Origin of the sequence: Pseudanabaena sp. BC1403 (genome assembly GCF_002914585.1) — a bacterium.
Lineage (GTDB): Bacteria > Cyanobacteriota > Cyanobacteriia > Pseudanabaenales > Pseudanabaenaceae > Pseudanabaena.
The window spans coordinates 430716-456124 of the sequence record NZ_PDDM01000001.1; the positions used below are offsets into that span (position 1 = coordinate 430716).

29 protein-coding genes are annotated in these 25409 nt (G+C 41.7%); 13 read left to right on the forward strand and 16 right to left on the reverse strand.

What is annotated here, in order from left to right:
* Nucleotides 1–37: 37 nt before the first annotated feature.
* Complete coding sequence (locus CQ839_RS01985) at nucleotides 38–817, reverse strand: carbonic anhydrase (protein ID WP_258040597.1); 780 nt, start codon at nucleotides 815–817, stop codon at nucleotides 38–40.
* Nucleotides 818–1021: 204 nt separating this feature from the next.
* Here CQ839_RS01985 and CQ839_RS01990 point away from each other — a divergent pair, with 204 nt between their 5' ends.
* Nucleotides 1022–1546 carry a Ycf51 family protein gene (locus CQ839_RS01990; protein WP_103666590.1) on the forward strand — a complete coding sequence of 175 codons (525 nt, stop codon included), beginning with the start codon at nucleotides 1022–1024 and terminating at the stop codon, nucleotides 1544–1546.
* A gap of 175 nt (nucleotides 1547–1721) precedes the next feature.
* Here CQ839_RS01990 and CQ839_RS01995 read toward each other — a convergent pair whose 3' ends face one another.
* On the reverse strand, nucleotides 1722–1985 hold the full coding sequence (locus CQ839_RS01995; RefSeq protein WP_103666591.1) for a BolA family protein: 264 nt from the start codon (nucleotides 1983–1985) through the stop codon (nucleotides 1722–1724).
* Between the two features lie 225 nt (nucleotides 1986–2210).
* On the opposite strand from CQ839_RS01995, the gene xth reads away from it, so the two are divergent.
* The gene (gene xth / locus CQ839_RS02000) at nucleotides 2211–3002 is read left to right on the forward strand and encodes an exodeoxyribonuclease III (protein WP_103666592.1); all 792 of its coding nucleotides are present in this window, start codon (nucleotides 2211–2213) and stop codon (nucleotides 3000–3002) included.
* Nucleotides 3003–3065: 63 nt separating this feature from the next.
* Nucleotides 3066–3512: a pentapeptide repeat-containing protein gene (locus tag CQ839_RS02005; protein ID WP_103666593.1), complete on the forward strand. Its 447-nt coding sequence runs from the start codon at nucleotides 3066–3068 to the stop codon at nucleotides 3510–3512.
* Between the two features lie 25 nt (nucleotides 3513–3537).
* On the opposite strand, the gene CQ839_RS02010 is transcribed toward CQ839_RS02005, so the two are convergent.
* Entirely contained in the window at nucleotides 3538–4032 is a 495-nt protein-coding gene (locus tag CQ839_RS02010; RefSeq protein ID WP_103666594.1) for a GNAT family N-acetyltransferase, read from the reverse strand.
* A 67-nt stretch (nucleotides 4033–4099) separates the two neighbouring features.
* Complete coding sequence (locus CQ839_RS02015; RefSeq protein ID WP_103666595.1) at nucleotides 4100–4924, reverse strand: hypothetical protein; 825 nt, start codon at nucleotides 4922–4924, stop codon at nucleotides 4100–4102.
* A gap of 169 nt (nucleotides 4925–5093) precedes the next feature.
* Here CQ839_RS02015 and CQ839_RS02020 point away from each other — a divergent pair, with 169 nt between their 5' ends.
* Nucleotides 5094–5498, forward strand: coding sequence for an MAPEG family protein (locus tag CQ839_RS02020; protein ID WP_103666596.1), 405 nt, complete (start codon nucleotides 5094–5096; stop codon nucleotides 5496–5498).
* 58 nt (nucleotides 5499–5556) lie between these two features.
* On the opposite strand, the gene CQ839_RS25600 is transcribed toward CQ839_RS02020, so the two are convergent.
* The 3 genes from CQ839_RS25600 to CQ839_RS02030 form a co-directional block, all read right to left on the reverse strand.
* On the reverse strand, nucleotides 5557–5691 hold the full coding sequence (locus CQ839_RS25600; protein ID WP_258040598.1) for a hypothetical protein: 135 nt from the start codon (nucleotides 5689–5691) through the stop codon (nucleotides 5557–5559).
* Nucleotides 5688–5918 carry a hypothetical protein gene (locus CQ839_RS02025; protein WP_103666597.1) on the reverse strand — a complete coding sequence of 77 codons (231 nt, stop codon included), beginning with the start codon at nucleotides 5916–5918 and terminating at the stop codon, nucleotides 5688–5690. Before CQ839_RS02025 ends, CQ839_RS25600 begins: the two co-directional genes overlap by 4 nt.
* A gap of 102 nt (nucleotides 5919–6020) precedes the next feature.
* Nucleotides 6021–6350, reverse strand: a complete 330-nt coding sequence (locus CQ839_RS02030; protein WP_103666598.1) for a 2Fe-2S iron-sulfur cluster-binding protein — start codon at nucleotides 6348–6350, stop codon at nucleotides 6021–6023.
* Nucleotides 6351–6476: 126 nt separating this feature from the next.
* Between CQ839_RS02030 and nusB the strand changes: the two genes are divergently transcribed.
* Nucleotides 6477–7118, forward strand: a complete 642-nt coding sequence (gene nusB, locus CQ839_RS02035) for a transcription antitermination factor NusB (protein ID WP_103666702.1) — start codon at nucleotides 6477–6479, stop codon at nucleotides 7116–7118.
* A gap of 139 nt (nucleotides 7119–7257) precedes the next feature.
* On the opposite strand, the gene CQ839_RS02040 is transcribed toward nusB, so the two are convergent.
* Nucleotides 7258–7812, reverse strand: a complete 555-nt coding sequence (locus CQ839_RS02040; protein WP_103666599.1) for a cupin domain-containing protein — start codon at nucleotides 7810–7812, stop codon at nucleotides 7258–7260.
* Between the two features lie 101 nt (nucleotides 7813–7913).
* Nucleotides 7914–8516, reverse strand: coding sequence for a sigma-70 family RNA polymerase sigma factor (locus CQ839_RS02045; protein WP_103666600.1), 603 nt, complete (start codon nucleotides 8514–8516; stop codon nucleotides 7914–7916).
* A 122-nt stretch (nucleotides 8517–8638) separates the two neighbouring features.
* On the opposite strand from CQ839_RS02045, the gene CQ839_RS02050 reads away from it, so the two are divergent.
* Both CQ839_RS02050 and CQ839_RS02055 read left to right on the forward strand, forming a co-directional pair.
* Complete coding sequence (locus CQ839_RS02050) at nucleotides 8639–9286, forward strand: ferritin-like domain-containing protein (protein ID WP_103666601.1); 648 nt, start codon at nucleotides 8639–8641, stop codon at nucleotides 9284–9286.
* 78 nt (nucleotides 9287–9364) lie between these two features.
* Nucleotides 9365–10585: an MFS transporter gene (locus CQ839_RS02055; protein ID WP_181016055.1), complete on the forward strand. Its 1221-nt coding sequence runs from the start codon at nucleotides 9365–9367 to the stop codon at nucleotides 10583–10585.
* Between the two features lie 88 nt (nucleotides 10586–10673).
* On the opposite strand, the gene CQ839_RS02060 is transcribed toward CQ839_RS02055, so the two are convergent.
* The 4 genes from CQ839_RS02060 to gvpA form a co-directional block, all read right to left on the reverse strand.
* The gene (locus CQ839_RS02060; RefSeq protein ID WP_103666603.1) at nucleotides 10674–11003 is read right to left on the reverse strand and encodes a gas vesicle protein; all 330 of its coding nucleotides are present in this window, start codon (nucleotides 11001–11003) and stop codon (nucleotides 10674–10676) included.
* Nucleotides 11003–11884 carry a gas vesicle protein GvpN gene (gvpN, locus tag CQ839_RS02065; protein ID WP_103666604.1) on the reverse strand — a complete coding sequence of 294 codons (882 nt, stop codon included), beginning with the start codon at nucleotides 11882–11884 and terminating at the stop codon, nucleotides 11003–11005. Before gvpN ends, CQ839_RS02060 begins: the two co-directional genes overlap by 1 nt.
* On the reverse strand, nucleotides 11881–12924 hold the full coding sequence (locus tag CQ839_RS02070; RefSeq protein ID WP_103666605.1) for a hypothetical protein: 1044 nt from the start codon (nucleotides 12922–12924) through the stop codon (nucleotides 11881–11883). The genes gvpN and CQ839_RS02070 overlap by 4 nt, the downstream gene beginning before the upstream one ends.
* Nucleotides 12925–13163: 239 nt before the next feature.
* On the reverse strand, nucleotides 13164–13382 hold the full coding sequence (gvpA, locus tag CQ839_RS02075) for a gas vesicle structural protein GvpA (protein ID WP_009626980.1): 219 nt from the start codon (nucleotides 13380–13382) through the stop codon (nucleotides 13164–13166).
* Nucleotides 13383–13760: 378 nt separating this feature from the next.
* Between gvpA and CQ839_RS02080 the strand changes: the two genes are divergently transcribed.
* From CQ839_RS02080 to CQ839_RS02095, 4 genes are all read left to right on the forward strand, one after another.
* Complete coding sequence (locus CQ839_RS02080) at nucleotides 13761–13988, forward strand: DUF3285 domain-containing protein (protein ID WP_146048677.1); 228 nt, start codon at nucleotides 13761–13763, stop codon at nucleotides 13986–13988.
* Between the two features lie 270 nt (nucleotides 13989–14258).
* The gene (gene ybeY, locus CQ839_RS02085) at nucleotides 14259–14750 is read left to right on the forward strand and encodes an rRNA maturation RNase YbeY (RefSeq protein WP_103666606.1); all 492 of its coding nucleotides are present in this window, start codon (nucleotides 14259–14261) and stop codon (nucleotides 14748–14750) included.
* Between the two features lie 169 nt (nucleotides 14751–14919).
* Nucleotides 14920–15411 carry a diacylglycerol kinase family protein gene (locus tag CQ839_RS02090; protein WP_103666607.1) on the forward strand — a complete coding sequence of 164 codons (492 nt, stop codon included), beginning with the start codon at nucleotides 14920–14922 and terminating at the stop codon, nucleotides 15409–15411.
* Nucleotides 15412–15488: 77 nt separating this feature from the next.
* Nucleotides 15489–18674 carry an efflux RND transporter permease subunit gene (locus CQ839_RS02095; RefSeq protein WP_103666608.1) on the forward strand — a complete coding sequence of 1062 codons (3186 nt, stop codon included), beginning with the start codon at nucleotides 15489–15491 and terminating at the stop codon, nucleotides 18672–18674.
* 27 nt (nucleotides 18675–18701) lie between these two features.
* On the opposite strand, the gene CQ839_RS02100 is transcribed toward CQ839_RS02095, so the two are convergent.
* On the reverse strand, nucleotides 18702–19418 hold the full coding sequence (locus tag CQ839_RS02100) for a pyridoxine 5'-phosphate synthase (protein WP_103666609.1): 717 nt from the start codon (nucleotides 19416–19418) through the stop codon (nucleotides 18702–18704).
* A gap of 327 nt (nucleotides 19419–19745) precedes the next feature.
* On the opposite strand from CQ839_RS02100, the gene CQ839_RS02105 reads away from it, so the two are divergent.
* The gene (locus tag CQ839_RS02105) at nucleotides 19746–21002 is read left to right on the forward strand and encodes an aminotransferase class I/II-fold pyridoxal phosphate-dependent enzyme (protein WP_219817705.1); all 1257 of its coding nucleotides are present in this window, start codon (nucleotides 19746–19748) and stop codon (nucleotides 21000–21002) included.
* A 138-nt stretch (nucleotides 21003–21140) separates the two neighbouring features.
* On the opposite strand, the gene CQ839_RS02110 is transcribed toward CQ839_RS02105, so the two are convergent.
* Nucleotides 21141–22409 carry an EAL domain-containing protein gene (locus CQ839_RS02110; RefSeq protein WP_103666610.1) on the reverse strand — a complete coding sequence of 423 codons (1269 nt, stop codon included), beginning with the start codon at nucleotides 22407–22409 and terminating at the stop codon, nucleotides 21141–21143.
* Between the two features lie 325 nt (nucleotides 22410–22734).
* Here CQ839_RS02110 and CQ839_RS02115 point away from each other — a divergent pair, with 325 nt between their 5' ends.
* A complete protein-coding gene (locus tag CQ839_RS02115; protein WP_103666611.1) occupies nucleotides 22735–24258 on the forward strand; it encodes a DUF3086 domain-containing protein in 1524 nt (507 codons plus the stop codon).
* A gap of 61 nt (nucleotides 24259–24319) precedes the next feature.
* Here the strand turns inward: CQ839_RS02115 and CQ839_RS02120 are convergent, their stop codons facing one another.
* Nucleotides 24320–25132 (reverse strand): Tic22 family protein, encoded by an 813-nt coding sequence (locus CQ839_RS02120; protein WP_103666612.1) that lies wholly within the window; start codon nucleotides 25130–25132, stop codon nucleotides 24320–24322.
* Nucleotides 25133–25409 lie beyond the last annotated feature (277 nt).

Consider the following 25409-nt stretch of genomic DNA (forward strand, 5'->3'; position numbering starts at 1 on the left):
CGATGGGCAACTTCTTCTGCTTTTTGAACTAACGATGTTAACGGTGTAATTGCACAGATCTACCATTGATAGGTTGGATTGGACGGGCATCAACTTGATAAAGCTTTTCAAAAGCTTCGATTTGCTCTTCAGAGATAGTCACAGGCTCCACAAAAACATTCCATTTAACTCCTTCGCTACATGGTGGAGTGGTTAGAGAACCAGAATAACTATAGTAAGCTTTACTACTTGGCAAGAGCTTCGCAGCATTGATCGTGCTATTACTAACTGTATTGGTTTCGCCAGTAGCAGGAATATTCTTCCAGACTTCTTCAATCAAAGAATTTTCCTTACCTTTAGTGAGCATAACTCCTACTACGGCATGTTTCCCAGCTTCATTGCGATGCACTAAATGTAATTCCATTGCAGCAGCCTTGTCATTGATTTCATGTTCACTTGGTGTATGAAAATGGAACTGAACAAGTGCATACTTCTCTCCATCAATAGTAACAGTGCTACCTTCAGCATAGTTCACCTGAATCGTGTGACCATTATTGATAACCACTAAGGGAGAAGCTTTATAGTCAAAGCTGATTTTTGAAGGAGTGCTTTCTACAGCATTTTTGATTTTGATGGGAGATTGATCGCGACCTGACTCACACAGTACAAAATCTTTACTGAGGTTACCCCATTGAGTTGGATTTTCTACTCCCCCGTAACGCCAATGAGGAGCGTCTTCTCCCGCCAAAACAGGTATTGATAATAGCGATAATGTCACTAAGATAATTGCTAATAGCAACATTATCTTCTTACCATAATTCTTGTTTCGTGAGTTCATGAAAATGCCAGCTCTTTTCTGAAAGATAAGGTAAATATAGCTGATGCAGATTGAAGCCTCCTAACTTTCTACAATTTTTTTACAAATCAAATAAAGCCTACAAAGTAAAGGTGACCTTTACTTTGTAGGCTTTATTTGGTTTGTAGTGCAAGTCACTATAAAATGATCTCAGTAGTTATTTAAAAATTCACAATAAATTAATTTATGTCGCTAACGCCTGCTTTATTTGGTCAACTCGCACAAGCAATGGGCATATTTGTATTGGTCTGTGCCTTAATTACAGGGCTAGCCATAACATTTAAGTGGAGTTGGCGCTATCGGATGGTGGGCGCAACCCTGTTTTCGGTTGTTTTGGTTGTCGGGCTTTTCTCTCTTAGCTTTGAGCCAATTACGCGCTCATCCATTGAAGGCTCTGTCCCATTTAAGCTTGTTTACGATCGCTTTGGTCCAAATGCCACGATCGCTGTCGCTCCGACAATTACTCCTGAACAACTTGAGGCAACTTTAAAACAAGCTAGTAGCAACCTATTTTCGTCTGGTCGTAATGCTCAAGGCGAATCGCAGTTGACTATTTATGCCCGCACAGTTGTTCATATTCGGGAAGGCGTATCTAAGCCGCTGTATCTAGGGCGCGTAAAGCGATCGTTAAACCTGCGCAATGATCCCAATATAGAAGTAGATATTTTTACAGATAAATTTGCTGAATTACCAAAAGATACAACTTTATAGCCTAAATCAGGAAATGTCACAGACTTGTTGAATTATGGAGTTTGATAAAAATTGCAAACTCAAACCAGATATTTTGCCAGCCTAAAAGAGTAATGGCGGTGCAGAGCGCCGCCATTACTCTTTTAGGCTTTATTTCTTAAATTGCTACATACGGCAAAATACAAACTGCTTTTTTCTAGAGAACTTGAACCTGCATACTTTGCCATTGAGAAAGGCTGTAAGTTTTTAGTTGCAATGCATGGATTGCCCCAGTATCGAGATGCTCCTGAATTGCACCATACACCAATTTGTGTTGCTTAATCATCGATAAGCCTTCAAACTGCTCCGCAACAACGATCGCAGAAAAGTGTTGTCCATCCTGATTAGGATCTTCAACTTGAACTTTGGCGTTAGGCAAAGCAGCGCTAATTAATTGAGCAATATTATTGTGGGAAATCATGCTGGACAAACTCAAAGTGTACTAAATCTAATTCGGCTTTTCACATTGTGCCATATGCAAGAGGTTATACCAATTCACAAAAGTGTCGGCACACTTCTGTGAATTAAAAAACACTCACTGGGAGCGTTTTAGACCTTAAGCTTTTCACAGCAAAATATGCCGAAAATGATAGTATGGATGGCGCAAAGCGCCGACTATCTTACTCATTTTTGAAATACTGATTTAATGAAAATCGCAACTTGGAATGTAAACTCAGTTCGTACAAGGATTACCCATGTTTGTGATTGGCTACAAGCAAATCCTGAAGTCGATCTGTTGTGTTTACAAGAAACAAAAGTAGTAGATGCTGACTTTCCCCATACACCATTTACAGATTTAGGCTATCAGACTCACATCTATGGTCAGAAATCCTATAACGGCGTAGCAATTATTGCGCGATCGCCTGTTGAGGATATTCAAACAGGGTTTGCCTCAGTATTAGGCGAAATCTCAGAACCTAGCTTAGATGACCAAAAACGCTTGATTACCTGTAGATTTGGCGATACCCAAATCGTGAATATGTATGTGCCAAATGGCTCAGAAGTAGGCAGCGAGAAATATGAATACAAGTTGCGCTGGCTGAAATTATTAAAAGCATATTTGCAAGCATTATTAGCTAAAAATGCCAATGTGTTGATTTGTGGGGACTTTAATGTCGCGATCGCAGACTTGGATATTTACGATCCCAAGGGTCGCGAAAACAAAGTAATGTCAACCGATATCGAGCGCGAAGCTCTCGCCGAAGTCTTAAATCTTGGGTTTAAAGATATATTTCGGAAGTTTGAATCTGACGGCGGGTACTATAGTTGGTGGGACTATCGTTCTGGAGGTTTTCAACGCAATCGTGGTTGGCGGATTGATTATCATTTTCTCACAGATGCACTCTACGAGAGAGCTACAGCCTGTGTGATTGATCCCGAACCTCGGAAGCTCACTCAACCTAGCGATCACACACCTGTGATTGTGACCATTGATTAGTTTTAGTGCTTGACGCTTTAATCAAACTCAGATCATTTTTCAATAGGTAAAAAATCCTGAACTATGAAATACCGTATTTTTTTAGCGATCGTGCTACTTATATTATTTTTGTTTCCTTTACCAGTTTGGGCAGCAAATCCTAGCCAAATTGTCCAATTGCAAACCACAAAAAGCTGTCAAGTCTGTGATTTGACAGGAGCCTACCTTCCAGTTAGCAACTTAGACTATACCTATTTACTAGCCTCAGACCTGAGTCGGGCTAACTTAGTTGGTGCGAGTATTAGTTTCTCAAATCTGAGCCGAGCCAATCTTACTGGCGCAAATCTCAGCCATGTCAACTTTAAACGCACCAAGATGTTGCTAGCCAACTTTACCAACGCTATCTTAGATAAAGCAGACCTTACTGAAGCGGATCTCACTAGTGCAAATATTTCAGATGCACAGTTAGTTAATGCAAAGCTCTGTAAGACAGTTTTATCAAACGGATTAACCTCAAATCGTGATTGTTAAATAAAGGCGGCGCTTCGCGCCGCCTTTACTGGTTAGCCAGTCTTTCTAATGCGTCACCATTAACTCGACAGATTCGCCAATCTGGAAGGATTTCTGCACCAATACGAGTATAAAATGCGATCGCAGGTTCATTCCAATCTAAAACCGACCATTCAAAACGTCCATATTCTCGCGATACAGCAATTTGAGCAAGATTGGTGATTAGGGCTTTGCCAATACCCATACCGCGATATTCCGATAGTACAAACAGATCTTCTAAATAGATGCCACGCCGAGTTAAGAAGGTGGAATAGCTCGTAAAAAATAGCGCAAATCCAACAATTTGTTGATTCGGTTCTATCTCTGCGACGATCGCTTCGATACAAGGCTTTGCGCCAAACAAATCTTCTTGTAGGGATTCAATATTGCCTGTAACTTTATTTGTGAGATTTTCATAGTCGGCAAGTGCCAAAATCAACGAAAAAACGGCATCAGTATCAGCAATTGTCGCATGGCGAATCGTAAATTGAACTTGAGTCATAGATTGTAAATACTCTCTTTGAATAATTATATGTGCGCGGCTTTGCCGCGCACATATAATTATTCAGCTAAAACAGACGGACTGGAAGTGGTCGAGAGGATTTAAAACGCTCGATTTCATCATCTATTTGCGCAGAGATTTCCTCATTGCTTTTTGAAGGTGGAGCAGAAGACTGCATCATATTGAGCTTGAGCGTTACCTGTTTGATCATTAACTGTTGAGCATCAACGTCGATATCTAGATTTACTGCATCACTGCCGAGGATTTTAGCGAGTTCATTTTCTACCAGAGATTCGGTTACATTCTCAAGGGTGTGATTGATTAAGTCCTGATTTCCCAAAAGCGAATCTTGTAATAACTTCTCTAGGTTCTCAAACTTTAATAATTGCACTAATTTTTCTGCATTCGCCAGAGATTTGGGATCAATGACCTGCGCTAACGCATTAGTCAAATTAAATTTTGATTTTACCTGCTGAATTAAAGACTCAGCTTCTGCTTTGCGCAGTTGAGCGCTCTCCACTAAAGGGAGAATAGATAAAATCGTATCTGGCAATAAATTCAACAATTTCTCTGGCTGTACCTTCTGAGCGTAGCCATTGAGCGTATTGAGAACCTGATTTTCTAATGACTGCCGCCATTGATTTACTTCTTGAACCAATGTATCAGTATTTGCTGCAATAACAGAAGATCCAGTTTCTGCTTTGAACTGATCGACAACCTGCTGGATTAAAGCTTCAGCTTGATTGGGCGCGATCGCAATGCTTGCTTGTTTTTGCTGAAATGTCAAAATCGAACTCGCGATCGCAAGGAGATCTTCGCGAGAATTAGGTGTTTCAAAGCGATTTACATAAGCTTGAAGACTAGCCAACAGCGATCGCTCTGTAACAATCATGGAATACTCCTTGCAAAGCCTTTATTTCCTAGCTGTTTTATATCATAAGCTTTAGCTTATATCCCAAAAGATAAGTGATAGCGCAAAGCGCTATCACTTATCTTTTGGGATCTTGCATTGCTATAGCTCTAAAATAGAAAAGGTTTTAGATTGGTTGATCAAACGCACAATGAATTTGACTTTTTCTCCTTCACAGATATTGCTTTATGGTATTGCGATCGCAGCAGGGCTTATATATTTTCCATATATATTTGTCGCATTTGGGCGGGTGAGTATTGGCTACGACATGAATTCGCCAAGAGCGATGTTCGATCGCTTGCCTGACTATGCAAAACGGGCAACATGGGCGCATCAAAATTCTTTTGAAGTATTTGCACTCTTTGCAGCAGCGGCACTTACAGCCTATGTTAGCAATGTTGCTTCCGATAAAACTTCTCTTTATGTACTAGTCTTTTTAGCAGCAAGATTTTTATTTAGCTTGTTTTATATTCTCGATTTACCTTGGTTGCGATCGCCAATGTGGGGGGTCAGTATGGCATGTATAGGCAGCCTCTTTATTGCCAGCCTCACCTAAGAAAAAAGCGGCGCAAAGCGCCGCTTTTTTCTTAGGTGAATTTACCATTGTGCTATTGCTATGTGTTTAGCCAATCAATCAACCTAACTGTGATACGTTTCAATCTATCCAGTGAAATATTCCCAAGACGAGCGCTAATAACCGATGATTCAGCTTGAGGAAACCGAACTAGAACAATATCTCCCGATTTCATGATTTATAGACTTCCTTAGCATCTTCTAAGAAGTACTCGATTTCGTCATCTTCACTAAAAAATTGGGCAAGTGAAAACTCCTGCCATTGACCACTTTCCCAATCACTATATTCTGAAATTTCTTGCTTACTCGTCAATCTTTGAGTAAATTTAGCGATTTGTTCGATGATGTGATCTGGCAAACTGTCAATTTGTTGATGGAGTTGTGTGCGAGTGTTTACTGACATGTGGCAATTACCTCATCGATTTTCGAGAACAAGCAAAACAAGATATTGCTAATCGATTCGCTGAAGCAAGAGTGCGCTATGCGCACTCTTGCTTGAAAAATTTTAGGCGCTAGATCCAAATCGAATCGAGTATACGTCCTGTTCTTTGTCGGTGTAGATTTCGACATCGGACTTAGGATGCGATACACATAGGAGAATATAGCCTTTAGCATCTAGCTCTTCACCCATGCCGCCAATGCCCATACCTTGGCTTTGATCTACTTCACCTTTGACAATTTGAGCTGCACAAGTCGTACATACACCTGCATAGCAAGAACATGGCAAATCTAGCCCTTGCTCGATCGCAGCATCAAGGATCGATTGATTTTCAGGGACAGACACCGTAAATGTTTGTCCTTGATGATGAAGTGTGGCTGTAAAAGTCTGAGTCATTTTTCTAAAAATTAGTTGGTTGTTGTTGATGGGTAAGGTGTTGAGCTTTGCGCCACACTTTACTTATTTAATGATTGTGCAAAGAGAATGATACGATGTTCAATTGGCTTAATTTTATCTCCTCCTATGCAACCTCGTCACATCGCCCGCGAACTCGCACTCTTTAGTATCAACCAATTACCCAGTCAACCTCAAAAGCTAGAAACGAAAACCCTAGATGACATTGTGACGGCAGTTGTGCGATCGCTGCACGATGAGACCAAAGAATTATTGCAAACTGCTAGCGCTGAGTTGCAACGCGGTCAAGAGCGTGTATCTTCTAGCGAAACTCGCACTGGTGACATTCGGCAAGATATCCAAGCTGTCGAGGGCATGGTGCGCGAAGCGATCGAATTAACAAAAAACGCGATTAACAATATTGGTGCAGCTTTAGAATATCCTGTTACGTTGGTGTTGGCTCAACGTGCTGAGGTGCGTAACTATGCGATCGATATCCTTAAAACTGTCAACGGTAAGCGCACTGAAATCGATGAGATGATTAGCAGCGCTTTAGTTAATTGGCAAATCGATCGCCTTGCTCAAGTAGATAAAGATATTTTGCGGATTGCCACGGCGGAGATGATGTTTATGAGTGTGGCTAGCAAAGTTGCGATCGATGAGGCGGTTGAATTAGCCAAACGTTACAGCAGTGAAGACGGATATAGATTTATCAATGGTGTTTTGCGACGCATTGACGATCAACTTAAAGAATTACGCAAATCACAATGAGGCTCTTGCAATCAAACAGCCCTACACTCAAGCGCGGACTAAAAGCTCACCCCCAAAAAGCGGGCTAAGAGTATTCTGTAGTCCACTTCAGTGGACTTGAGCTTTTAGCCAAGAACTTGAGTTCTTGGTTTATTGGCTTTTATAGAAACTTGTCATCTAGAGATGTTTTTACAAAAAACATACAGCCTGCGATCGCAATGGGTGTATGAACAGATCCAGCCTTGGAGTAGAGATAGTCCCCTGCTTTATAAGTAACCCCGCGATCGATTAACTCACCTTCAAGCATAAAAATTTCTTCCCCCGTAGCATGTTGATGAGATGGATAATCAACAGTCACCTCAGCGCGAATTAATGCTGATATCTCTCTTCGTTCTTGATTAATTTGCAACACTGCCATCATCAGTCCTTTCACAGGATGAGGCTTCCACTTTAGCTCGCCCGATCGCAAAGCGACAAAATCCACAACTTCTGTTTCCTGTTGAATGCGGTTAAAGAGTCTCTGTTTGAGACGAGCAGGAACATCTAAAGGTGTTTCAGTATAGGCAAGAGTGGCAGCAGTCTCGCGTAGCGATCGTAATTCTTTCTCTATTTCTGGAGAGGAACCTGCCATTTCTTCTACGGATTGGCTCTCTTCAGGAGCGATCGCTGTGATGGCTGTTAATGCTAATAGATTATTAATTTCTTCTTGGTTCATGCAGTTTAGATCCTGATTTTTTAGCTTTTGGCTTTTAGCCCGTCGCTTCTATTAATTTAACTTTGGCTTTTTATTTTTTTGATGGATGTTACTAGCATTCCCTAAAAACTAAACCACTCATCGCCGATCGCTTCCCGTAATTTTTTTAATCCAAGCCGAATGCGAGTTTTGACAGTGCCAAGGGAAAGCCCTGTTTTGGCAGCAATTTCACTATGGCTAAGTCCACCGAAATAGGCAAGTTCTAAAGCTAAACGTTGCTCGTTAGGAAGTTCAGCAAGACAAGCCTTAATATAAGAACTTCGCTCTTGCATTAGGACATCTGCTTCTGGACTATCAACATACGAATGCATCTTTAACAGATCTTCTGAAGCAGCAACAGCTTTGCCAAACCTTGTATGACTGCGTAAGCGATCTAAGGCGCGACTGCGGGTGAGCATAAACAGCCATGTATCTACTCTACCTTTTTGGAAATTGTAATTTTTAGCAATTCTCCATACTTGAGTAAATACGTCTAAAACGATCTCTTCGGATTCTTCTGACGAATTAAGAATTTTATAGGCGATTGTATAAATCACTCTGGAGTAGCGATCGTACAGCAACGACAGGGCAGTTTGATCCATTTCAGCAATTCGGCTAATTAGTGAAATTTCGTCAACCTTGCTGTCACTGTCAATTTTAAGAAATTTGCGATCGCATGAATCCAAAATCAGATCCTCTTCGTATTTCTATTTGAATCAGCGATTTCAATAATCTCTAAGATCATTTGTATTTGCGATCGCTGACTAGCCACAACTGATTTTTAACTATATATCATCTGGTAAAAACCATGTCTAGAACAGAAAGATTTTCTCGTTCCGCTTCGCGCCGCGAATTAATCAAAGCAGGCTTATTTGGGGCTATGGGAATTGCAAGTGTCGCAGTTGTCCCTGAAGTCATGGCAATGCCCAAGAAAAACGATGTTATGAATGACATCAAGGTTCTTAATAACGCTTTGTTCTATGAGCATCAAGCAATCTGGGCTTATGGGTTTGCGGCAGGTAAACTCACTGGAAGCAATGTTGGTAAAGCCGTATTAGCGATCGCCTTAGCCAACCAAGCTGATCACAAAGCGCATCGTGACTTGCTGACTGCGGTAGTAAAGAAACTCGGTGGTAGCCCTGTAATGGCGAAGGCTGAGTATCTAAAGACGGTCACACCTTATATCGAAAAGGGAGAAGGCAATCTCGAATCAGATGTGAATATTGCGAAGCTTGCCCTTGCGTTAGAGGTAGATGCTGCGATCGCCTATGGACGTGAGGTCGCCACTCTCAAAAGCCCTGAGCTGATTACCGCAGGGGCAAGTATTGGTTCCACTGAGGCTTCCCATGCCACCGTAATTCGGGCTGCATTCCAATCCTTGGGCGTTGCTCTGAATGTGGTTCCTGCTGCTTTTGTCAGCAAAGACACCCGCGATGCTTGGATTCTCAAGGTCTAATTAATATGCAAAAAGCCTTGCTTTGCAAGGCTTTTTGCATATTGTTTTTTCTTCGCTCTTTATAAAGCAATGAATGTCGTGACTAATGTTCAAACTAATTCTTTCCCAAATGCCCCTACGAAAATTATGTGGCAACAGGTTTGGGGATTGGCAGCATTATTAGCTGCGATTACCTTTAGTTGGATCGCTTATGGATTTTACCAGCCAAGAATTTTGGCGCGGATTGGGTTTGTTGATTTAGCAATATGGCTAGGGATTTTTCAGGGGCTACTCGGCGCGATCGTGGAGCCGATTGTCGGTTGGTTTTCTGATCGCATTCTTGGTCGATTCGGTAGCCGCTTGCCACAGGTAGTCGTGGGCGTGACTCTTGCAGGACTAATTTTTGTGATTGCTTCGTGGCTGGTCGAAACGCAGCTATCAGAGGGAATGCGCTGGATTGTCCCAGTGATGATGACAATGTGGGTAATTGCGATGATTATTTTTCGAGGGCCAGCGATCGCTTTACTCCAAGGCTTTGCGCCAACTAATCAGTTACCTCAAGCAAATGCAATTTTGGCTCTGGTCTTAGCAATCACTAGCGCTACTAGCCCAATATTAGGCTTAATACTTAAACAGATTGGCGCATCCATGACTTTTATCTTGGGAGCGATCGCCTTATTAATTGGTTCAGTACTATTATGGGTCTCGATGCCACGCCATCTAGTCACAGCAACGAGCCCCGAAGTCTCAGCCACAAAATTAACCGCAAAATCAGTAGTCAAGTACGCTTTGCCATTTTTCGTAGGCTTAGGATCTGGCTTAGAAATTAATTTGCTGCTTCATATTCTCCCTCGGCATCTTTCCCAAGAATTAGGCAGTCTCTCAGTTGAATATATCCAGTCAGGAATCCTATTAATTGCAGGGGTCACGACATTACCTTTGCGATCGCTATTTCCCAGACAAAAAGTAACCTTTGGCATGGGATTAGGTTTAGCGTCGATCGCAGTTTGTCTCACATTGACAGTGTTAAGCCAAAATGGCGTTTATTTGATATTAATTAGTGCGATCGCGGCTATGGCTCTAGGCTTAGTTTTGACAAATACTATTCCCCTAGCTTTAGCAATGGTTCCACCTAATCAAGCAGGATTTGGGACAGGCTTATATTTTGGTGGTAATGGCATGGCGACTGCCATGTTTGCCGCATTAGTCGTAACTCAAGGCGAAATCTCAGCAATGAATGGAGCACTATTAAGCTTATTAGCTTTAGCGATCGCCATTATCAGTCTCAAAAAATTTGCATATGTAACTCAGCATAATTAAAGCCGCAAAAAAATGTATCGCCAGCTTCGTGGCGATACATTTTTTGCGGCTTTTAAGAGCTAGTGGAAGCGCGTAGCGCTCTCACTAGTTAATTCTCGGTTAGTTGCTTTGTCGCAGCTAGTTCTCTTTCTAAAAGATTTACACGCTCCAGTAACTGCTGATTAGAAGCAAGTAACTCTTGAGTCCTCGATGACAAATAGGGATCGGACTCCCACCAGTTAATTCCAATTTCCTTGGCTTTATCCACAGACGCAACTAGCAAGCGAATTCTGATGCTCAGTAACTCCACACTACCTACGGAAACCGTGATATCACCTGCAATGACAATTCCCTTGTCCAAAACTCTTTCGAGAATATCTGCAAGGGAAGAGCCAGTTGTGCTGGTTTTTATTGCTTGAGGTCTAAGCGCTTGAGACATTAAGGTATCTGATCCAATAATTTAGCGAGTCCAAGTTCTGACTCAGGCTTTCCATCACCATAGCGAGAAATAAGCACATCAAAGCAAAGATCCCGAAAATCATCATCTTTGCCAGAGACGGGAATCTCATGCTCATGACAAATTTTACCAATCAGAAGACAAGCTCTTAAGCTAGAAGCTTTACTAGATTGCACTTGACGGCGGAATCCACGGATCAAATTGATGAGTTTTAGAGCCTCAGTACGCTCTAGCCCAACTCGATTTACCAAAATTTGCTTTTCGGTTTCTACATCGGCTTCGCCAATGTTAATTGTGATCATCCGATCAAGTAGTGCATCTTGAGTAGCATGTACTCCTGCATATTCATCAGGATTAGATGTAAAGATCGCCCGAAACATAGGATGTACGCGCACATATTCTGTTTGTGAGCTATCTGGCGGTAGCACAATCAGCTTTTCTTCGAGAGCACTAAGCAAAACATTATTTACTTCAGGACGCGATCGGTTGAACTCATCATAAATCAGCGTAAACCCTTCTTTCGCAGCCAATGTAAGGCGTGAATCAGTCCAGCTTTGGCGAAGGTCATCTTCAACCTTTAAAACTGAATGTATATAGTTATCAACAACTTTTTTGCGCGTATAACCAGAGTTAGAACCAATCAATTGTGACGATCGCAGATCTTCGTCACCATAAATCAACACCATTGGTCGCCCGACTAACCCAGCAAGATGCATCGCTAAAGTGGTTTTGCCAGTACCCGCAGGCCCACGCAAATGGATCGCAAAGCCTGATTGTAAATAGCGAAGTGCCCTACGGACTATTTGCTTCGTGAAGTCAGTACTAACAAACTGACGTGCATTGGCATGGAGAACAGTGGTCATGTTGAGGAGCCTTCTGCCATTTGCAGCAGGGTATTAAGAATATCCGAGGGATCAACTTTTAAAGTGTTTGCCCCTTGAGCTAGTAAATCTCTAACCGTATCGCGATCATTGACTACTGCTAACAAACTAGAGTTTGTAGACAATTGGGAAACATAGTCAATCACAAATTGCTCGATTTTGCCTGAAGGTTTGGGAGTTTCTTTCGGAGCCTCTTTTACTTCAACGGACTTAGCGATCGCAGGTTCGGGTGCTGGAGCAGCTACACTTTCTACTTTAGTGGTTTTCTTTTTTTGCTTAGAGCTAAAACTGCTAGAGACTTCGGTGGACTTTGTAGCAAGATCTGGTTGTGGAGCGGGTGGAGTACCAGCAGCGACAGACCGAGAACCTGACCAAACTGAGTCACTTAACTCAGCACGAAAAGCTTTTAATTTCAGAGCTTGGGCTTCAGCTTCAGCAATCCGAATGGCCTCAATTTGCTCTAACGATGTTTTGACATTAGCAGCGCGATCGCTAAATTCTTGCGCTCTTTGCTGAGCATCAACAGTAGCATTGGCAAGACGAGCTGTATTGATCTCTTCGAGCTGCATTTGCGTCAAAGCAGCTCTCTCCTGCACAAGTTGTTGGCGTTGCACTTGATCAGCTTGACCTGCTCGAATACGTGCTTTATGAATATGTTTAAGCTGCGATCGCGTTTTAAAAGTACGGGTTCTTACTTCTTGAGCGCGTTGATCACTGGCTTCAATGGCTTGCTCAGTGCGCGTAGTATTTAAATCTTGTAAGTACTCGGCTACCTGCTCAGCACGATTTTGAATTTCTTCCTTACGAGCTTCCAAAGCATTTTCAGCGATCGCCTGTCTCCCTTGTTCCCATGCAAGACGAGTTTGCTCAGAATGAGCCAAATACTTGGCAGTTTCCTCTGATTGGGCTTGTAAATCTCTTTCCCTTTGTTCCCGTGCTAGCTGTTGTTCAGCCAAAAAATCTGCCCTGTCTTGTAATCGTCTCTGTCTTGCTTCTGCAAACTCTTGCATCAAAGAAGCCATAACGTTAACCTCAAATTAACTCATTCAAATCAAAATCAATAAAACTTTTCAAAACGCCGCAAGTTTCATAAAGTAATCCCCCCTTCCCACCGTATTACTACCCTGCCGAAAATCTATCGCCTTGTCAGCAAGATACCGACAAGATAGTTTTTAGTGAGAAAGGGGGTAGAAAAGAAATCGGTAGGACAATAATCTATTGTTTAGTGACTCACTGCTAGCGATATGCTAGAAATAAATGACTAAGCAGCAGGTACTGCCGCCGATGCTGTTAGACCAACTGCTTCAGCATACTTAAGATATGTTTCTACCGAGGCGATAACAACACGAGCTTCGATTGACAATAGTTCGATTCCCACAAGAGAGACTCTTACCCATGCATCAATGACAATGCCCTTATCCAAAATGCGATCAATGACTTCCGCTAGACTAGAGGAAGAGTTGACTTTTTCGACTGCCATAGTAATATTCTCCTTGAGTTAACTATGTTAGGCATGTAAATTCTGCCTTTTCAAACTGTACTATACAACAGCAAAATTACTTATAATTATTCTACATTAGTTATTTTGCATTTGATAATCTTTTAGTTTAAAAACTACCTTTTTAATTCTATAAGGTGTCAGGGATATTGATGATAAACTTTCTTTAAGAAATTAAAATACTAAGACTGTTTTTCTATTAATTACCTAAGATGATGGTTGACGGTTGAAATTAGTTGACCAACATAAATCAATCAATTGATTGATTTATGTATATGAAGACTACATCTTGCTAGAATTCAAGATTTTTTGGTCTGTTTTGAAATTACTGTTGAATATACGTCGATCACCTAGAAACCCATGAATAGCGATCCTAATATCCCATCCAATTCCGATTTAAATAGCAGTAATAGTATTGATGACAACAACCAAAACACAACCGCCAAAAATCTAAAAGAGCAAGATGGTTTTGTAAAACTTGCAATGCGAAATATGGTAAAAAAAGGAAGCACATCTCTATTCCATTTTGCGCTTACAATTTGTGGAGTGATTGGATCATTGATAGGATTAGCGATCATCTTTCATTAGATTATTTACAACTACTATAGCAATGCTAATTAATTGGTAGTCCTAAAATTGAAAGGATTTATATGTTAAGGATAAGCTGCGCAAAGCATCGCCTATTTTTAATTGTTCTTATGTCCATACAGCAGATCCAGCAATTTGCTTTCAAACTCGCCACAAACAAAGATATAAAACCAATTGCGGGGCTTCGCCTTGCGAACCTTCTTTTGGTGGGTTAGAACGAACACTGCTACAAAAAAAATTTGTCTCTTTAGCCTATGGGGTTACAAAGCATTGAGTATTGATTTGTACTGTGAAATCTATCCTGAAGTTGCCGATCGCCATCCGATCTCACTGAAGCAATGGCAAGAATGGTTTGAAAAGTGGGAGGTATATCTCCAATCTGAGCAGGCGATCGCAGATGGAGAATACGAGCTATCACTAGCAATTACCGATGATTTAACAATTCAAAAATTAAATTTGCAATATCGGCAACTGGATCGCCCCACTGATGTTTTGTCTTTTGCTGCTTTAGAGTCAGATGTGCCAGAGATTCCCAGTGATGACTCTGACTATATTGAACCCATTTATTTGGGAGATATCATCATTTCTCAGACTACGGCAATTAGGCAAGCGGAGGAACGTAGTCATTCACTAACCTATGAATTAGCTTGGCTAGCGGCTCACGGTTTGTTGCATTTATTAGGATGGGATCACCCTGACGATGAAAGCCTAGAGGCGATGCTAAAACAGCAAGACCTAATGTTGCAGCTAGTTTCACTATAAACCCCAAGAATATTGCGACGGGCGTAGCCCGCCGCAATATTCTTGGGGTTTATTTAATTTGCGATCCTTAAGTATTTGTGTGCGTAATTTGAGTAAACTGATTTCCTAGCGTTAAAATCTTTAAAGTTTTTGGCAATTGCGTAGCAAAGTCTCTTGGGAAATAATAACCATGAACAATGATTTATCGCTATCAAGACTATTTTTGTTTAAATCGACTTTATCCCAGCCAATGACAAAGACTGATAACTTAGAAACATCTGAACAGGATGCAGCCCAACGCAACGATTCTTTTCAAATTGCCACAAATTTGCTGCTTAGTTTCAAATATGCTGGTCAGGGTGTTGGCTATGCTTTTCGGACACAGCGCAATTTTCGGATTCATCTGATCATTGGCGTGACTGCATTGTCTCTAAGTCTTTATTTCCACCTATCAGCCGTCGCCTGCTCGATTATTAGCTTGACGATCGCCCTAGTACTAGTGTTGGAATTATTGAATACAGCTCTGGAAGCAGTGGTTGATTTGACTGTGGGGCGAGAGTTTCATCAGTTAGCTAAAATTGCCAAGGATTGCGCTGCTGGAGCAGTACTAATTGCAGCGATTGCCGCTTTGCTAATTGCTAGCGTGCTATTATTGCCCAATATCTTGAAAGCGTTATTTTGAAATTATTTTTGTAAGATGATTACAGCAGTCAGTAGCTAGGCTTACTTCCGAAACTCTTAATTCTTATATCTCTGCCCATGCTGCTATCAATCTCTGACTTTTTCATCAGACGACCTGTATTTGCCACAGTTTGTTCTGTTGTGATCACCCTATTGGGAACGGCTTGTATCTTCCTGTTGCCCGTTGCCCAATATCCTGAAATTACTCCACCTAAAGTCACTGTTACCGCTAACTATGTTGGTGCGAATGCAGAAGTTGTAGAGTCCACAGTTACAAATATTCTTGAAAGAGAACTCAATGGAATTGAAGGGGTTCGATATATTACTTCAACTAGTTCTAATAATGGAAATAGTACAGTTGATTTAGTTTTTGATTTAGGCAAAGACAAAGATATTGCCGCCGTTGATGTCCAAAATCGAGTCTCTTCGGTAGAGTCACAGTTGCCGGGACCAGTGCAGCAAACGGGCGTACGTGTTAGTAAAGAATCTTCAGGATTTCTTTTTGCGATCGGTGTATATTCTGAAAAGGGAGAATATGACGATCTGTATTTGAGTAACTATGCCGATTTGTATATTGTTGACTCGATTAAGAAGGTCAAGGGTGTTGGCAACGTTGTTATTTTTGGCGAACGCAAATATGCTATGCGTGTTTGGCTAGATCCTAATCGCTTGTCATCTAGAGGATTAACGGCTCAAGATGTTGTATCTGCAATTCAGCAGCAAAACTTGCAGGTTGGGGTGGGGCAAATTGGGCAACAGCCCAACCTACCTAATCAACAATATCAACTTTCGATTTCGGCAAGTGGAAGATTAAAAAGTACAGAAGAGTTTGCTGAAATAGTAATTAGAACGGCAAGTGACGGATCGCCGATAAAGCTGCGTGATGTCGGACGTGTGGAATTAGGTGCTGAGAATTATGGCTCATCGCTAAGATTTAACGGAACTAGAGGCATTGGCTTAGGGATTTCCCAGTTGCCTGATGCTAATGCCTTGGATGTGGCTCATGCGGTTAAAAAGGTATTGCAAGAATTGAAGCCTAGCTTTCCTCCTGGGTTAAATTATGAGGTTGCCTTTGATACCACTACTTTCATTGAATCTGGCACTGAAGAGGTAATTATTTCACTTTTGATTGCGATCGTCTTAGTCATCGTAATTATCTTTTTGTTTCTGCAAAATTGGCGTTCGACCTTAATTCCTGCGATCGCAATTCCAGTTGCCCTAGTTGGTACATTCATTTTTATCAAGCTGCTCAATTTTAATATCAATACTCTGACTCTGTTCGGTTTGACGCTGGCTACAGGACTAGTGGTTGATGATGCGATCGTTGTGGTTGAAGATATTAGCCGCCGTATTCAAGAAAACGGTGAGAATCCTTTGGAAGCTGCGATCGCAGCCATGAATGAATTGCAGGGTGCAGTAATCGCTAGCTCTTTGGTACTGATTGCTGTATTTGTCCCTGTTGCTTTTTTCCCTGGGACGACTGGGCAATTGTATAAACAATTTGCGTTGACGATCGCCTTTTCGATTGTAGTTTCCACTTTTAATGCGTTAACACTTTCGCCAACCCTAGCCGCATTGTTGCTCAAGCAAGAACAGCCAAGTAACAATTGGTTTTTTAATCGGGTGAATTGGGTAATTGATGGGACAAGGAACAACTATCAGCGGTTAGTTGCTAAGTCAACTAACTTCAAAGGATTTTTGATCATCCTATTTGCAATTTCACTCTTCATGACTTATTGGGTGTATACAATCGTACCTAGAGGCTTCCTACCGCAGGAAGATCAAGGCTATTTTATTACTATTGTTCAGGCTCCTGAAGGTGTTTCTCTTAATTACACAGAAAAGGTGCTAGAGAATATTGAAGGAATTATGCGACGTAAGGATGAAAAAGGTGAACCCGTTTATCCTGAAATTGCCAATATTTTTGCAATTGGTGGATTTAGCTTTAGTGGCAACACTCCCAACAACGGGATTGTCTTTGCGACGTTAAAGCCTTGGAAAGAAAGATCGCGATCGGCTGACGGGATTATCGGTGGGATGGCTCCTAAACCTTTTGGGTTGATGCCTGAATTGCTCTCCATTAAGGATGCGTTTGTGATTCCGTTTCCACCACCAGCGATTCAAGGATTAAGCAACTATGGTGGTTTTGAGTTCCAATTGCAGGACAAAGCAAATCAAGGTTTCCCCGTGATCGAACAGACAATGGGAGCCTTACTAGGTAAAGCAAGTACCTATCCTGATCCCAGTCGTCCGATTTTGTCAGGATTGCGCCCTAACTTCAATGGCAATACTCCACAGTTGACCGTGGAAGTCGATCGCGTCAGAGCCAATGCTTTGCAAGTCTCTTTACAAGATATTTATAGTACTTTGCAGACCCTTCTCGGTTCGCAGTATGTCAATGATTTCAATACCTTTGGGCGAACTTATCGAGTTTATGTCCAAGCCGATGCTCAGTTCCGTTCCAATCCTGACGATATCAATAAACTCTATGTGCGATCGCAAACAGGACAGAGCATTCCACTCAGTAATTTGGTAAAAGTTACCCAAACCGTTGGGCCCTCGATCATCAATCATTATAATCTTTTCCGCTCTGTCCAAATCACAGGTAACACTGCCCCTGGGGTCAGTTCTGGACAAGCGATCGATGCGATTAGTAAGATTGCCAGCGAAGTTCTGCCTAAGAGCTTTGGTTATGAGTGGGCGGGATTATCCCTCGAAGAAATTGGCTCTGGTAATAGTGCCTTCTTTATCTTCGGACTAGGAGTAGTATTTGTATTCCTAGTTCTCGCGGCTCAGTACGAGAATTATATCGATCCGATTATCATTATGCTGACCGTACCGTTAGCAGTATTGGGCGCTCTTTTGGCAGTAATGTTTCGAGGGCTATTAAATCCTAGTTTTGCCAATGATGTCTATACTCAAATTGGTTTAGTGATGTTAATTGGGATGGCAAGTAAAAATGCTATTTTGATTGTGGAATTTGCCAATCAATTGAGAGAACAGGGCTTAAGCATTACTAAAGCCGTAATCGAGGCTTCACAGCAAAGGTTGCGTCCAATTCTGATGACTGCCTTCTCGACAATTATCGGGATCTTCCCGCTTGTGATTGCCACAGGAGCAGGAGCGTCAGCGCGTCAGTCGATTGGTACTGCGGTAATGGGTGGTATGTGTGTAGCTACATTTCTGAGTCTGTTCATCGTTCCTATTCTTTACATCGTTATCAAGAATATCGAAGAGCGGATGAAGATTAGTTTACAAAAATAAAAGAAGGGGCGCAAAGCGCCCCTTCTTTTATGGATTTATCAATTCTTTCATTTCACGAATCGCTCTTTCTAAGCCAACTAATACCGCACGGCTGATAATGCTATGTCCAATATTTAGCTCCTCCATTCCTGCAATTTGAGAAACTGCACGGGTATTCCAATAGGTTAAGCCATGTCCTGAATTAAGCCTTAATCCTAACTCGATCGCTAAAGCTCCGTTTTTAGTTAAGGCTGCCAACTCACGTTTAAGCTCTTCGTCATTTTTGGCATTGGCATAAGTTCCTGTATGTAACTCCACAAATTTTGCACCCGTTCGCGCTGAAGCCTGAATTTGCTCCGTTTCTGCATCGACAAATAAACTTACAGGAATACCTGCGCCCTGTAATTGATGCACAAATTTACCTAAGCGATCGCATTGAGCCTTAACATTCAAGCCGCCTTCAGTCGTAACTTCTTCGCGGCGTTCAGGTACGAGCGTAATATAGTCGGGTTTAACATCAAGAGCGATCGCCACCATTTCAGGAGTTGCTGCCATTTCTAGATTTAGACGAGTCCGAACAGTTTGCCTCAACAGACGTACATCACGCTCTTGGATATGACGACGATCTTCGCGTAAATGTACTGTGATCCCATCAGCGCCAGCTAACTCGGCAATCACGGCAGCTGCCACGGGATCTGGTTCAGTCCCTCGACGAGCTTGGCGAATGGTGGCAATATGATCGATATTTACTCCGAGTGTAGGCAAAACTTTTTCCTCACAATATTTAAAAATTATCTATAGCAATCCTAAATCATCTATAGCAATCCCATATGTTTTATAAGTGAGTACCCTTCGGTGCAATTTCTTACCAAACATTTAATCTCAGAAATTAGGATTGCTATCTGTGAGAAGCTTTTTTCTACTGAAATCAAATAGGACTGCTATGTATTTCTACTTATATGATACTAGAATAAATTCAAGCCTAGAAAGCAAAAATGGCGGTTTTTGTCTCTTTTTACTATTTAACTTTGCTAGACAAAATCACTCATATTCGCATACGATCATGAACCGCCAAAAAAATCCTAAGCATAAATGACCTCTGACAAAATGAAGTTGCTGGTTGCAGAAGCCGTTACCGCCCTTGCACCAACATTTACCCAAATCGATCTCCATGTAAAGAAAAACCTCGAACGGGTTTTGCAGGCTTTTCGCGATCGCCGTGTGGGGGCGCATCATTTCGCCAGCGTGTCAGGATACGGGCATGGTGATATGGGACGCGATGTTTTAGATCAGGTCTTCGCGCAAATAATGGGCGCAGAATCTGCTGCCGTGCGCGTACAATTTGTCTCAGGAACCCACGCGATCGCCTGTTGTTTATTTGGGATTTTACGACCCCTTGACGAACTTTTATCAGTTGCGGGTGCACCCTACGACACTCTCGAAGAAGTAATCGGCTATCCTCTCACATCTGATAGTCAAGGAACAGCTTATGCAGGCTCACTCAAGGATTTTGGAATCACCTATCGACAGGTGGAACTAACTCCCGCAGGAGGTATGAATTGGGAAGCCTTGGCAACAGCCGTCAAACCACAGACTCGCATGGTCTTGATTCAGCGATCATGTGGCTATGCATGGAGAGAGAGTTTATCCATTGCCGATATTGAACGCATCATTAAATTGGTAAAACAGCAAAATCCAAATACGGTCTGCTTTGTGGATAACTGTTATGGTGAATTTATTAGCGATCGCGAACCAACTGCGATCGGAGCGGATATTATCGCAGGTTCTCTAATTAAAAATCCTGGTGGCACGATCGCTACTGCTGGCGGATATATAGCTGGTAAAGCTGAATATGTAGAGCTAGCAGCCCAACGACTTACCGCACCTGGGATTGGGCGTGAAGGCGGTGCAACTTTTGATCTCAATCGTTTACTCTTTCAAGGTCTATTTCTTGCGCCACAAATGGTTGGCGAAGCGATGAAAAGTAGCCACCTTGCTGCCTATGTGTTTGATCAACTAGGCTACAAAGTCAAACCACTTCCCTTTGAGACACGTCGCGATATTATTCAAGCGATTCAACTTGGTGATTCCAAAAAGTTGATTGAATTCTGCCGTAATCTCCAACGTTTCTCTCCCATAGATTCCTATGTCGATCCTATCCCAGGAGAAATGCCAGGATATGTCAGTCAGTTAGTTATGGCAGGCGGAACTTTTATCGATGGCAGCACCTTAGAACTCTCAGCCGATGGGCCATTGCGTGAACCTTACACGGTATTTTTACAAGGTGGAACTCATTGGACGCATCTAGCGATCGCTCTCGAAAATTTCCAGATTGAAGATTTATCGTAATACAACGCTTTGCGCTCAAACTCGAACCAAAAAAATCATTAAAAGTGTTGCTTTACAACACTTTTATACAAAGCACAAAATGGCGTAGCCATTTTGTGCTTTTAAAACCCTTGATGGGTTTGATTTTAAATTAACAAATTACTTGTCAAATGCTTCAATTATAAAAGTTGTATTATCTGCAAGAAATTGGGAAGCAGGTTCAGTATCAAGTGGCTTTGCAAATAAATATCCTTGACCGTAGCATCTTCCTAGATAAGAGCAAAATAGGGATTTGAGCATTTCTAGTTGCCGAGGTGTCTCTATCCCTTCAACTACAACACTCTTTCCTAATGTAAAAGCTAATGTACCAATAGCTTTTACAATTATCCATTCTTCATTATTAATAAAAGATCGGTCTATTTTTAGAATGTCTATGGGAAAGTCAGTTAGTCTTCTTAGTGATGAATAGCCTGTACCGAAGTCATCAATACAAAACTGAATTCCTAAATCTTTTAAATGATCGAGAATCTGTAAAGTGCGATCGCGATCGCCCATGACTGTACTTTCAGTTATTTCTAGCTTAAGACAATGTGGATTGATTTGATATTCGCTTAAAATTCCGCGAATATATTCTACCAAGTTAAACTCTGAGAGTTGCTTTGTAGATACATTTACACTCATCGTCAAATCAGTATAATCAGGGAAAGTTTCTTGCCAAATTTTTAACTGTTGACAAGCAGTTCTCAACACCCACCGCCCAACTGAATAAATCAAATCTGTTTTTTCGATAATATCAATAAAATCAATAGGAGCAAGTAAGCCTTGCATTGGATGTTGCCAGCGAATTAGCGCTTCAAAGCCAGTGATTACATCGGTCTGTAAATTGACAATTGGTTGATAGAACAATCTCAACGATTGAATCTCTATAGCCTCTTTTACCTCCGCGTATAGATCCCAATTAAATCCTGTTAGCGAAGAAATTTCTTTTTGTAAGCTAATATTTTGAATTTCTAAAAGTTTAGTTTGTTCTAAAAGTTGTGCTTGCAATGAGTTTACCCGTAAGTGAGTCTCTACTCTTGCTAGTACTTCGATTAAATGAAAAGGCTTATTAATAAAATCTATGCCACCAACTGCAAACGCTTCAACCTTCTCTTCTACATTTTCAATTGCGCTAATAAAGATTATGGGGATCTGCTGAGTTGCTGGATTATTTTTGAGATTACCACAAACTTGGTATCCATCCATCTCAGGCATTTTAATATCTAGTAAAATCAAGCTTGGCATATGGGCTTTGGCAAGATCAATAGCATCGATTCCATTTGCAGCTTCTAAAACAGCATAGCCTTGGTTGGCTAGCATAATTGATAGAATTTGCAGGTTATATCGAGTGTCATCAACAACAAGAATGGTGATCTTACTTTTACTCATTAGGAGCAGGAAATTTAGCGAGTCAATTAGCGATTATATAGCGTTTATAGCATCTCTCTGATCTGTTATATACAGATTTAGAGGGTTAAGTTATTAATTTAAATAAGCTCGATGTACTAAGCTTATCCAAGAATAGGTCATTAAAAATTTAGATAGTGATCTCCGCGAAACTAAAACCCAGAGTCATAATCCATAGATCGTCACCATGCAGCGGGGATCATGGATTATAATTCTTGGTTTTATGTTTAGCAGAGCCTACCTACTTAGTAAAATTCTTAATTTGAAATTGGTATAAAATAGGAAAGACCGATGCGATGAGAGCTTTATGGAGTCCGATCAATTGCCTGTAGAAGAAAATTTAGAGAAATCCTACCAAGACGCTGCCCCCGAGGTGATCGTAACATTAGAAAATGAATTAGACAAGGAGAACGTCGAAGCTTCTGATGAGTCAATAAATGAAAATATCCAGATAGATCGACCTCTATTTGACAATCGTGTCGAACTATCGACGGATCATAATGATGATGACATTGAATCTAAAAACTTAGAAACTGAGTCATTTATCCCAGAAACTATCGCAGAACCTGAACTAGAGCCGCAGCTACAAGATAGTCTCAACACCTCAGCAATATTAACAAGCATTAATCAACTTAAGCAAGAAGAATCCGATCTCAGGGGAGAGCTAGAGACACTTAGAAACATTAAGTCTAAAATCCTACAAGACCAGTTAGACGACTTACAGGCAGGCATTATTCGGTTAGCTCAAGCTGATGTGGCTCGTCTCGAATATCAAAAGCAAGAACTACAGGCAGCGATCGCAGTTCTTGAAAAGCGAAAAGAGCGTCTTGACAAAGAAATGACTAGCACCTACGCAGGTACATCTCAAGACATTGCGATCCGTGTTCAAGGTTTTAAAGACTATCTGGTTGGCAGCTTACAAGACTTAGTGGCTAGCGCTGAAAAACTAAACCTTGTAGCGCCCTCTACTCAGTCTGTAGCCGAAACTGTAGCACCTACAGAAAAGCCACCAACGAAAGAAGCTGAGCCATTACGCATATCAGAGCAGACCTTTTCTGAGTATAAACAAAGAGTTGATCAGCTTTTAGAGCGTTACCGCACCTTGCCTGATTACTATGGCCCAGCATGGAAGCTCAGACGAACCTTTGAGCAAGTCCATGCCGATCGCGTATCTAAGTGGTTTTTTGAGCAGTCTGGACGTGGCGCTATCCGCACTATGGGAACGCGCTTGCAAAATATTCTGGTCACTTCGGCAGCAATCTCAGTTTTAAAAGCAGTTTATGGTGAAAAATTGCGGGTACTAGTCCTCGCGACCTCGCCCGAACGTCTTGGCGAATGGCGGCGAGGTTTTCAAGATTGTCTGGGCTTGACCAGAGAGCATTTTGGCTCTGATAAAGGTATTGCCCTATTTGAAGATCCTGAGCCTCTCGCCACTAAAGGCGATCGCCTTGTCAAGGAAGGTCTCAGCCCTTTAGTAGTTATCGACGAGTCTGAAGAACTAATCGCTGTAGATTTGCTGCGATTTCCACTTTTAATTGCTTTTGGCGGTGCACCTGACGTTAAACCTGCGGCTCCATCGGCTTATATGAATCGCGACATAAATCGGGATAACAGCCGCGAAAGCTCCAACACTCGTGACTACATTCGTGAGGCTCCCCGCGATAATCCAAGAGACACGAGTCGCGATTATACACCGCCCAAAGAACGTGATAATCGTGATTATGGTGCAAGGGAATATCCGAGTCGTAATTATGGCGATCGCGACTCTCGTGATACTAGCTACGGAAATAATCGCGGACGGAATAATCAAGATTCTGATTGGGACTGGTAAAAAAAATAGGAGCGCAATGCGCTCCTATTTTTTTAAATAAAAGGGCGCATCGCGCCCTTTTTTATTTCTTAGCAGGTGCTACCTGAGGTGTAGCGGATTGCTTTGTGTTCTTGAGAATGTACTCAAACGAAGAACGCGAGGGTACAAACTGGAAGCGTTCGACTTCAGGGTTAGGCTTATTATCCTTGGACACCATCGAGTCTAGAACTTGGAAGAGTGAAGCAACTTGAATCTTAGTTGCCTTAGTCACATCGGGTTGATCTTTGCTAGCGCGATCGAGCAAATTTTGTAGATCAGTTTTATCAAGGAAGAAAGGCACAACTTGTTCCTTCTTGCCATTTTGATCAATGCTCATAGTTAGTAAGCCTTGGTTATTGGCTTGACCACCGATCGCAAAGAAAACAGGCACATTAGGGATTTTGTCAGCCGCAACTCCTTGCGAAGTCAAGATTGTCCTTGCTGAGTCAATACTTGCCTTAGCAGGGATAAACTGGAATACGACTTTTTTGTCTTTGTTTTCACGAATTACTTTATAGGCATCATTCATCGATCGCACAATGATCTGCGCCTTTTTACCAACTTCAGGATTCGACTTTTGGACTTGACTGAGCATCATTTGGGCTTCGTCGGGACCAAGGAAGAAAAACAAAAGCTGGCTATCATCAGGCTTAGCATTTGGTTGCTGAGGAACTGCACCTAGAAGAGGCGAGCCTTTATCATCAGTAATCGTGAAAATGGGAATACTGCCCAATCTCTCCAAAACTTGAGCTTCGGTGAGGGCTTCAGCTTTGAGAGTAAATATGGGACTAACAGCGATCGCCCCTGCGACACCTGCGGTGGCTGCTAGACTAACCAACGACTTGAATACGGACATATTTCTCCTAGCTACAATACTATTTATGAGGTTTATTGGGAATTTGGGATACACAACAGTGTGAATGAGCCTTGAAAAGTTAAAAGTCAAAGATAATCATTGTCCGAAAGTAACTTTCTGGCAACTTTAACAATATTTCACGCAAAAAGACAACCTTTTTATACCAGCTTCAAACTAGTTTGTGCGTATATTGTTACCTTCTAAGACTCGAATATCATAAGTATAGTTCCTAAACCCCAGAGATGAAGTTGCGGCGCTTCGCGCCGCAACTTCATCT

What these genes read in the sequence shown, in the direction of transcription:
- CQ839_RS02005 (WP_103666593.1), top strand. Translation starts at nt 3,066, where the DNA reads ATGAAATACCGTATTTTTTTAGCGATCGTGCTACTTATATTATTTTTG.
- CQ839_RS02010 (WP_103666594.1), bottom strand. Translation starts at nt 4,032, where the DNA reads ATGACTCAAGTTCAATTTACGATTCGCCATGCGACAATTGCTGATACT.
- CQ839_RS01990 (WP_103666590.1), top strand. Translation starts at nt 1,022, where the DNA reads ATGTCGCTAACGCCTGCTTTATTTGGTCAACTCGCACAAGCAATGGGC.
- CQ839_RS02025 (WP_103666597.1), bottom strand. Translation starts at nt 5,918, where the DNA reads ATGTCAGTAAACACTCGCACACAACTCCATCAACAAATTGACAGTTTG.
- CQ839_RS02040 (WP_103666599.1), bottom strand. Translation starts at nt 7,812, where the DNA reads ATGAACCAAGAAGAAATTAATAATCTATTAGCATTAACAGCCATCACA.
- CQ839_RS25600 (WP_258040598.1), bottom strand. Translation starts at nt 5,691, where the DNA reads ATGAAATCGGGAGATATTGTTCTAGTTCGGTTTCCTCAAGCTGAATCA.
- CQ839_RS02090 (WP_103666607.1), top strand. Translation starts at nt 14,920, where the DNA reads ATGAACAATGATTTATCGCTATCAAGACTATTTTTGTTTAAATCGACT.
- CQ839_RS02050 (WP_103666601.1), top strand. Translation starts at nt 8,639, where the DNA reads ATGTCTAGAACAGAAAGATTTTCTCGTTCCGCTTCGCGCCGCGAATTA.
- CQ839_RS02020 (WP_103666596.1), top strand. Translation starts at nt 5,094, where the DNA reads ATGAATTTGACTTTTTCTCCTTCACAGATATTGCTTTATGGTATTGCG.
- gvpA (WP_009626980.1), bottom strand. Translation starts at nt 13,382, where the DNA reads ATGGCAGTCGAAAAAGTCAACTCTTCCTCTAGTCTAGCGGAAGTCATT.
- CQ839_RS02070 (WP_103666605.1), bottom strand. Translation starts at nt 12,924, where the DNA reads ATGGCTTCTTTGATGCAAGAGTTTGCAGAAGCAAGACAGAGACGATTA.
- CQ839_RS02080 (WP_146048677.1), top strand. Translation starts at nt 13,761, where the DNA reads ATGAATAGCGATCCTAATATCCCATCCAATTCCGATTTAAATAGCAGT.
- CQ839_RS02115 (WP_103666611.1), top strand. Translation starts at nt 22,735, where the DNA reads ATGGAGTCCGATCAATTGCCTGTAGAAGAAAATTTAGAGAAATCCTAC.
- CQ839_RS02120 (WP_103666612.1), bottom strand. Translation starts at nt 25,132, where the DNA reads ATGTCCGTATTCAAGTCGTTGGTTAGTCTAGCAGCCACCGCAGGTGTC.
- xth (WP_103666592.1), top strand. Translation starts at nt 2,211, where the DNA reads ATGAAAATCGCAACTTGGAATGTAAACTCAGTTCGTACAAGGATTACC.
- CQ839_RS02030 (WP_103666598.1), bottom strand. Translation starts at nt 6,350, where the DNA reads ATGACTCAGACTTTTACAGCCACACTTCATCATCAAGGACAAACATTT.
- CQ839_RS01995 (WP_103666591.1), bottom strand. Translation starts at nt 1,985, where the DNA reads ATGATTTCCCACAATAATATTGCTCAATTAATTAGCGCTGCTTTGCCT.
- gvpN (WP_103666604.1), bottom strand. Translation starts at nt 11,884, where the DNA reads ATGACCACTGTTCTCCATGCCAATGCACGTCAGTTTGTTAGTACTGAC.
- CQ839_RS01985 (WP_258040597.1), bottom strand. Translation starts at nt 817, where the DNA reads ATGAACTCACGAAACAAGAATTATGGTAAGAAGATAATGTTGCTATTA.
- nusB (WP_103666702.1), top strand. Translation starts at nt 6,477, where the DNA reads ATGCAACCTCGTCACATCGCCCGCGAACTCGCACTCTTTAGTATCAAC.
- CQ839_RS02105 (WP_219817705.1), top strand. Translation starts at nt 19,746, where the DNA reads ATGACCTCTGACAAAATGAAGTTGCTGGTTGCAGAAGCCGTTACCGCC.
- CQ839_RS02015 (WP_103666595.1), bottom strand. Translation starts at nt 4,924, where the DNA reads ATGATTGTTACAGAGCGATCGCTGTTGGCTAGTCTTCAAGCTTATGTA.
- CQ839_RS02060 (WP_103666603.1), bottom strand. Translation starts at nt 11,003, where the DNA reads ATGTCTCAAGCGCTTAGACCTCAAGCAATAAAAACCAGCACAACTGGC.
- CQ839_RS02110 (WP_103666610.1), bottom strand. Translation starts at nt 22,409, where the DNA reads ATGAGTAAAAGTAAGATCACCATTCTTGTTGTTGATGACACTCGATAT.
- CQ839_RS02095 (WP_103666608.1), top strand. Translation starts at nt 15,489, where the DNA reads ATGCTGCTATCAATCTCTGACTTTTTCATCAGACGACCTGTATTTGCC.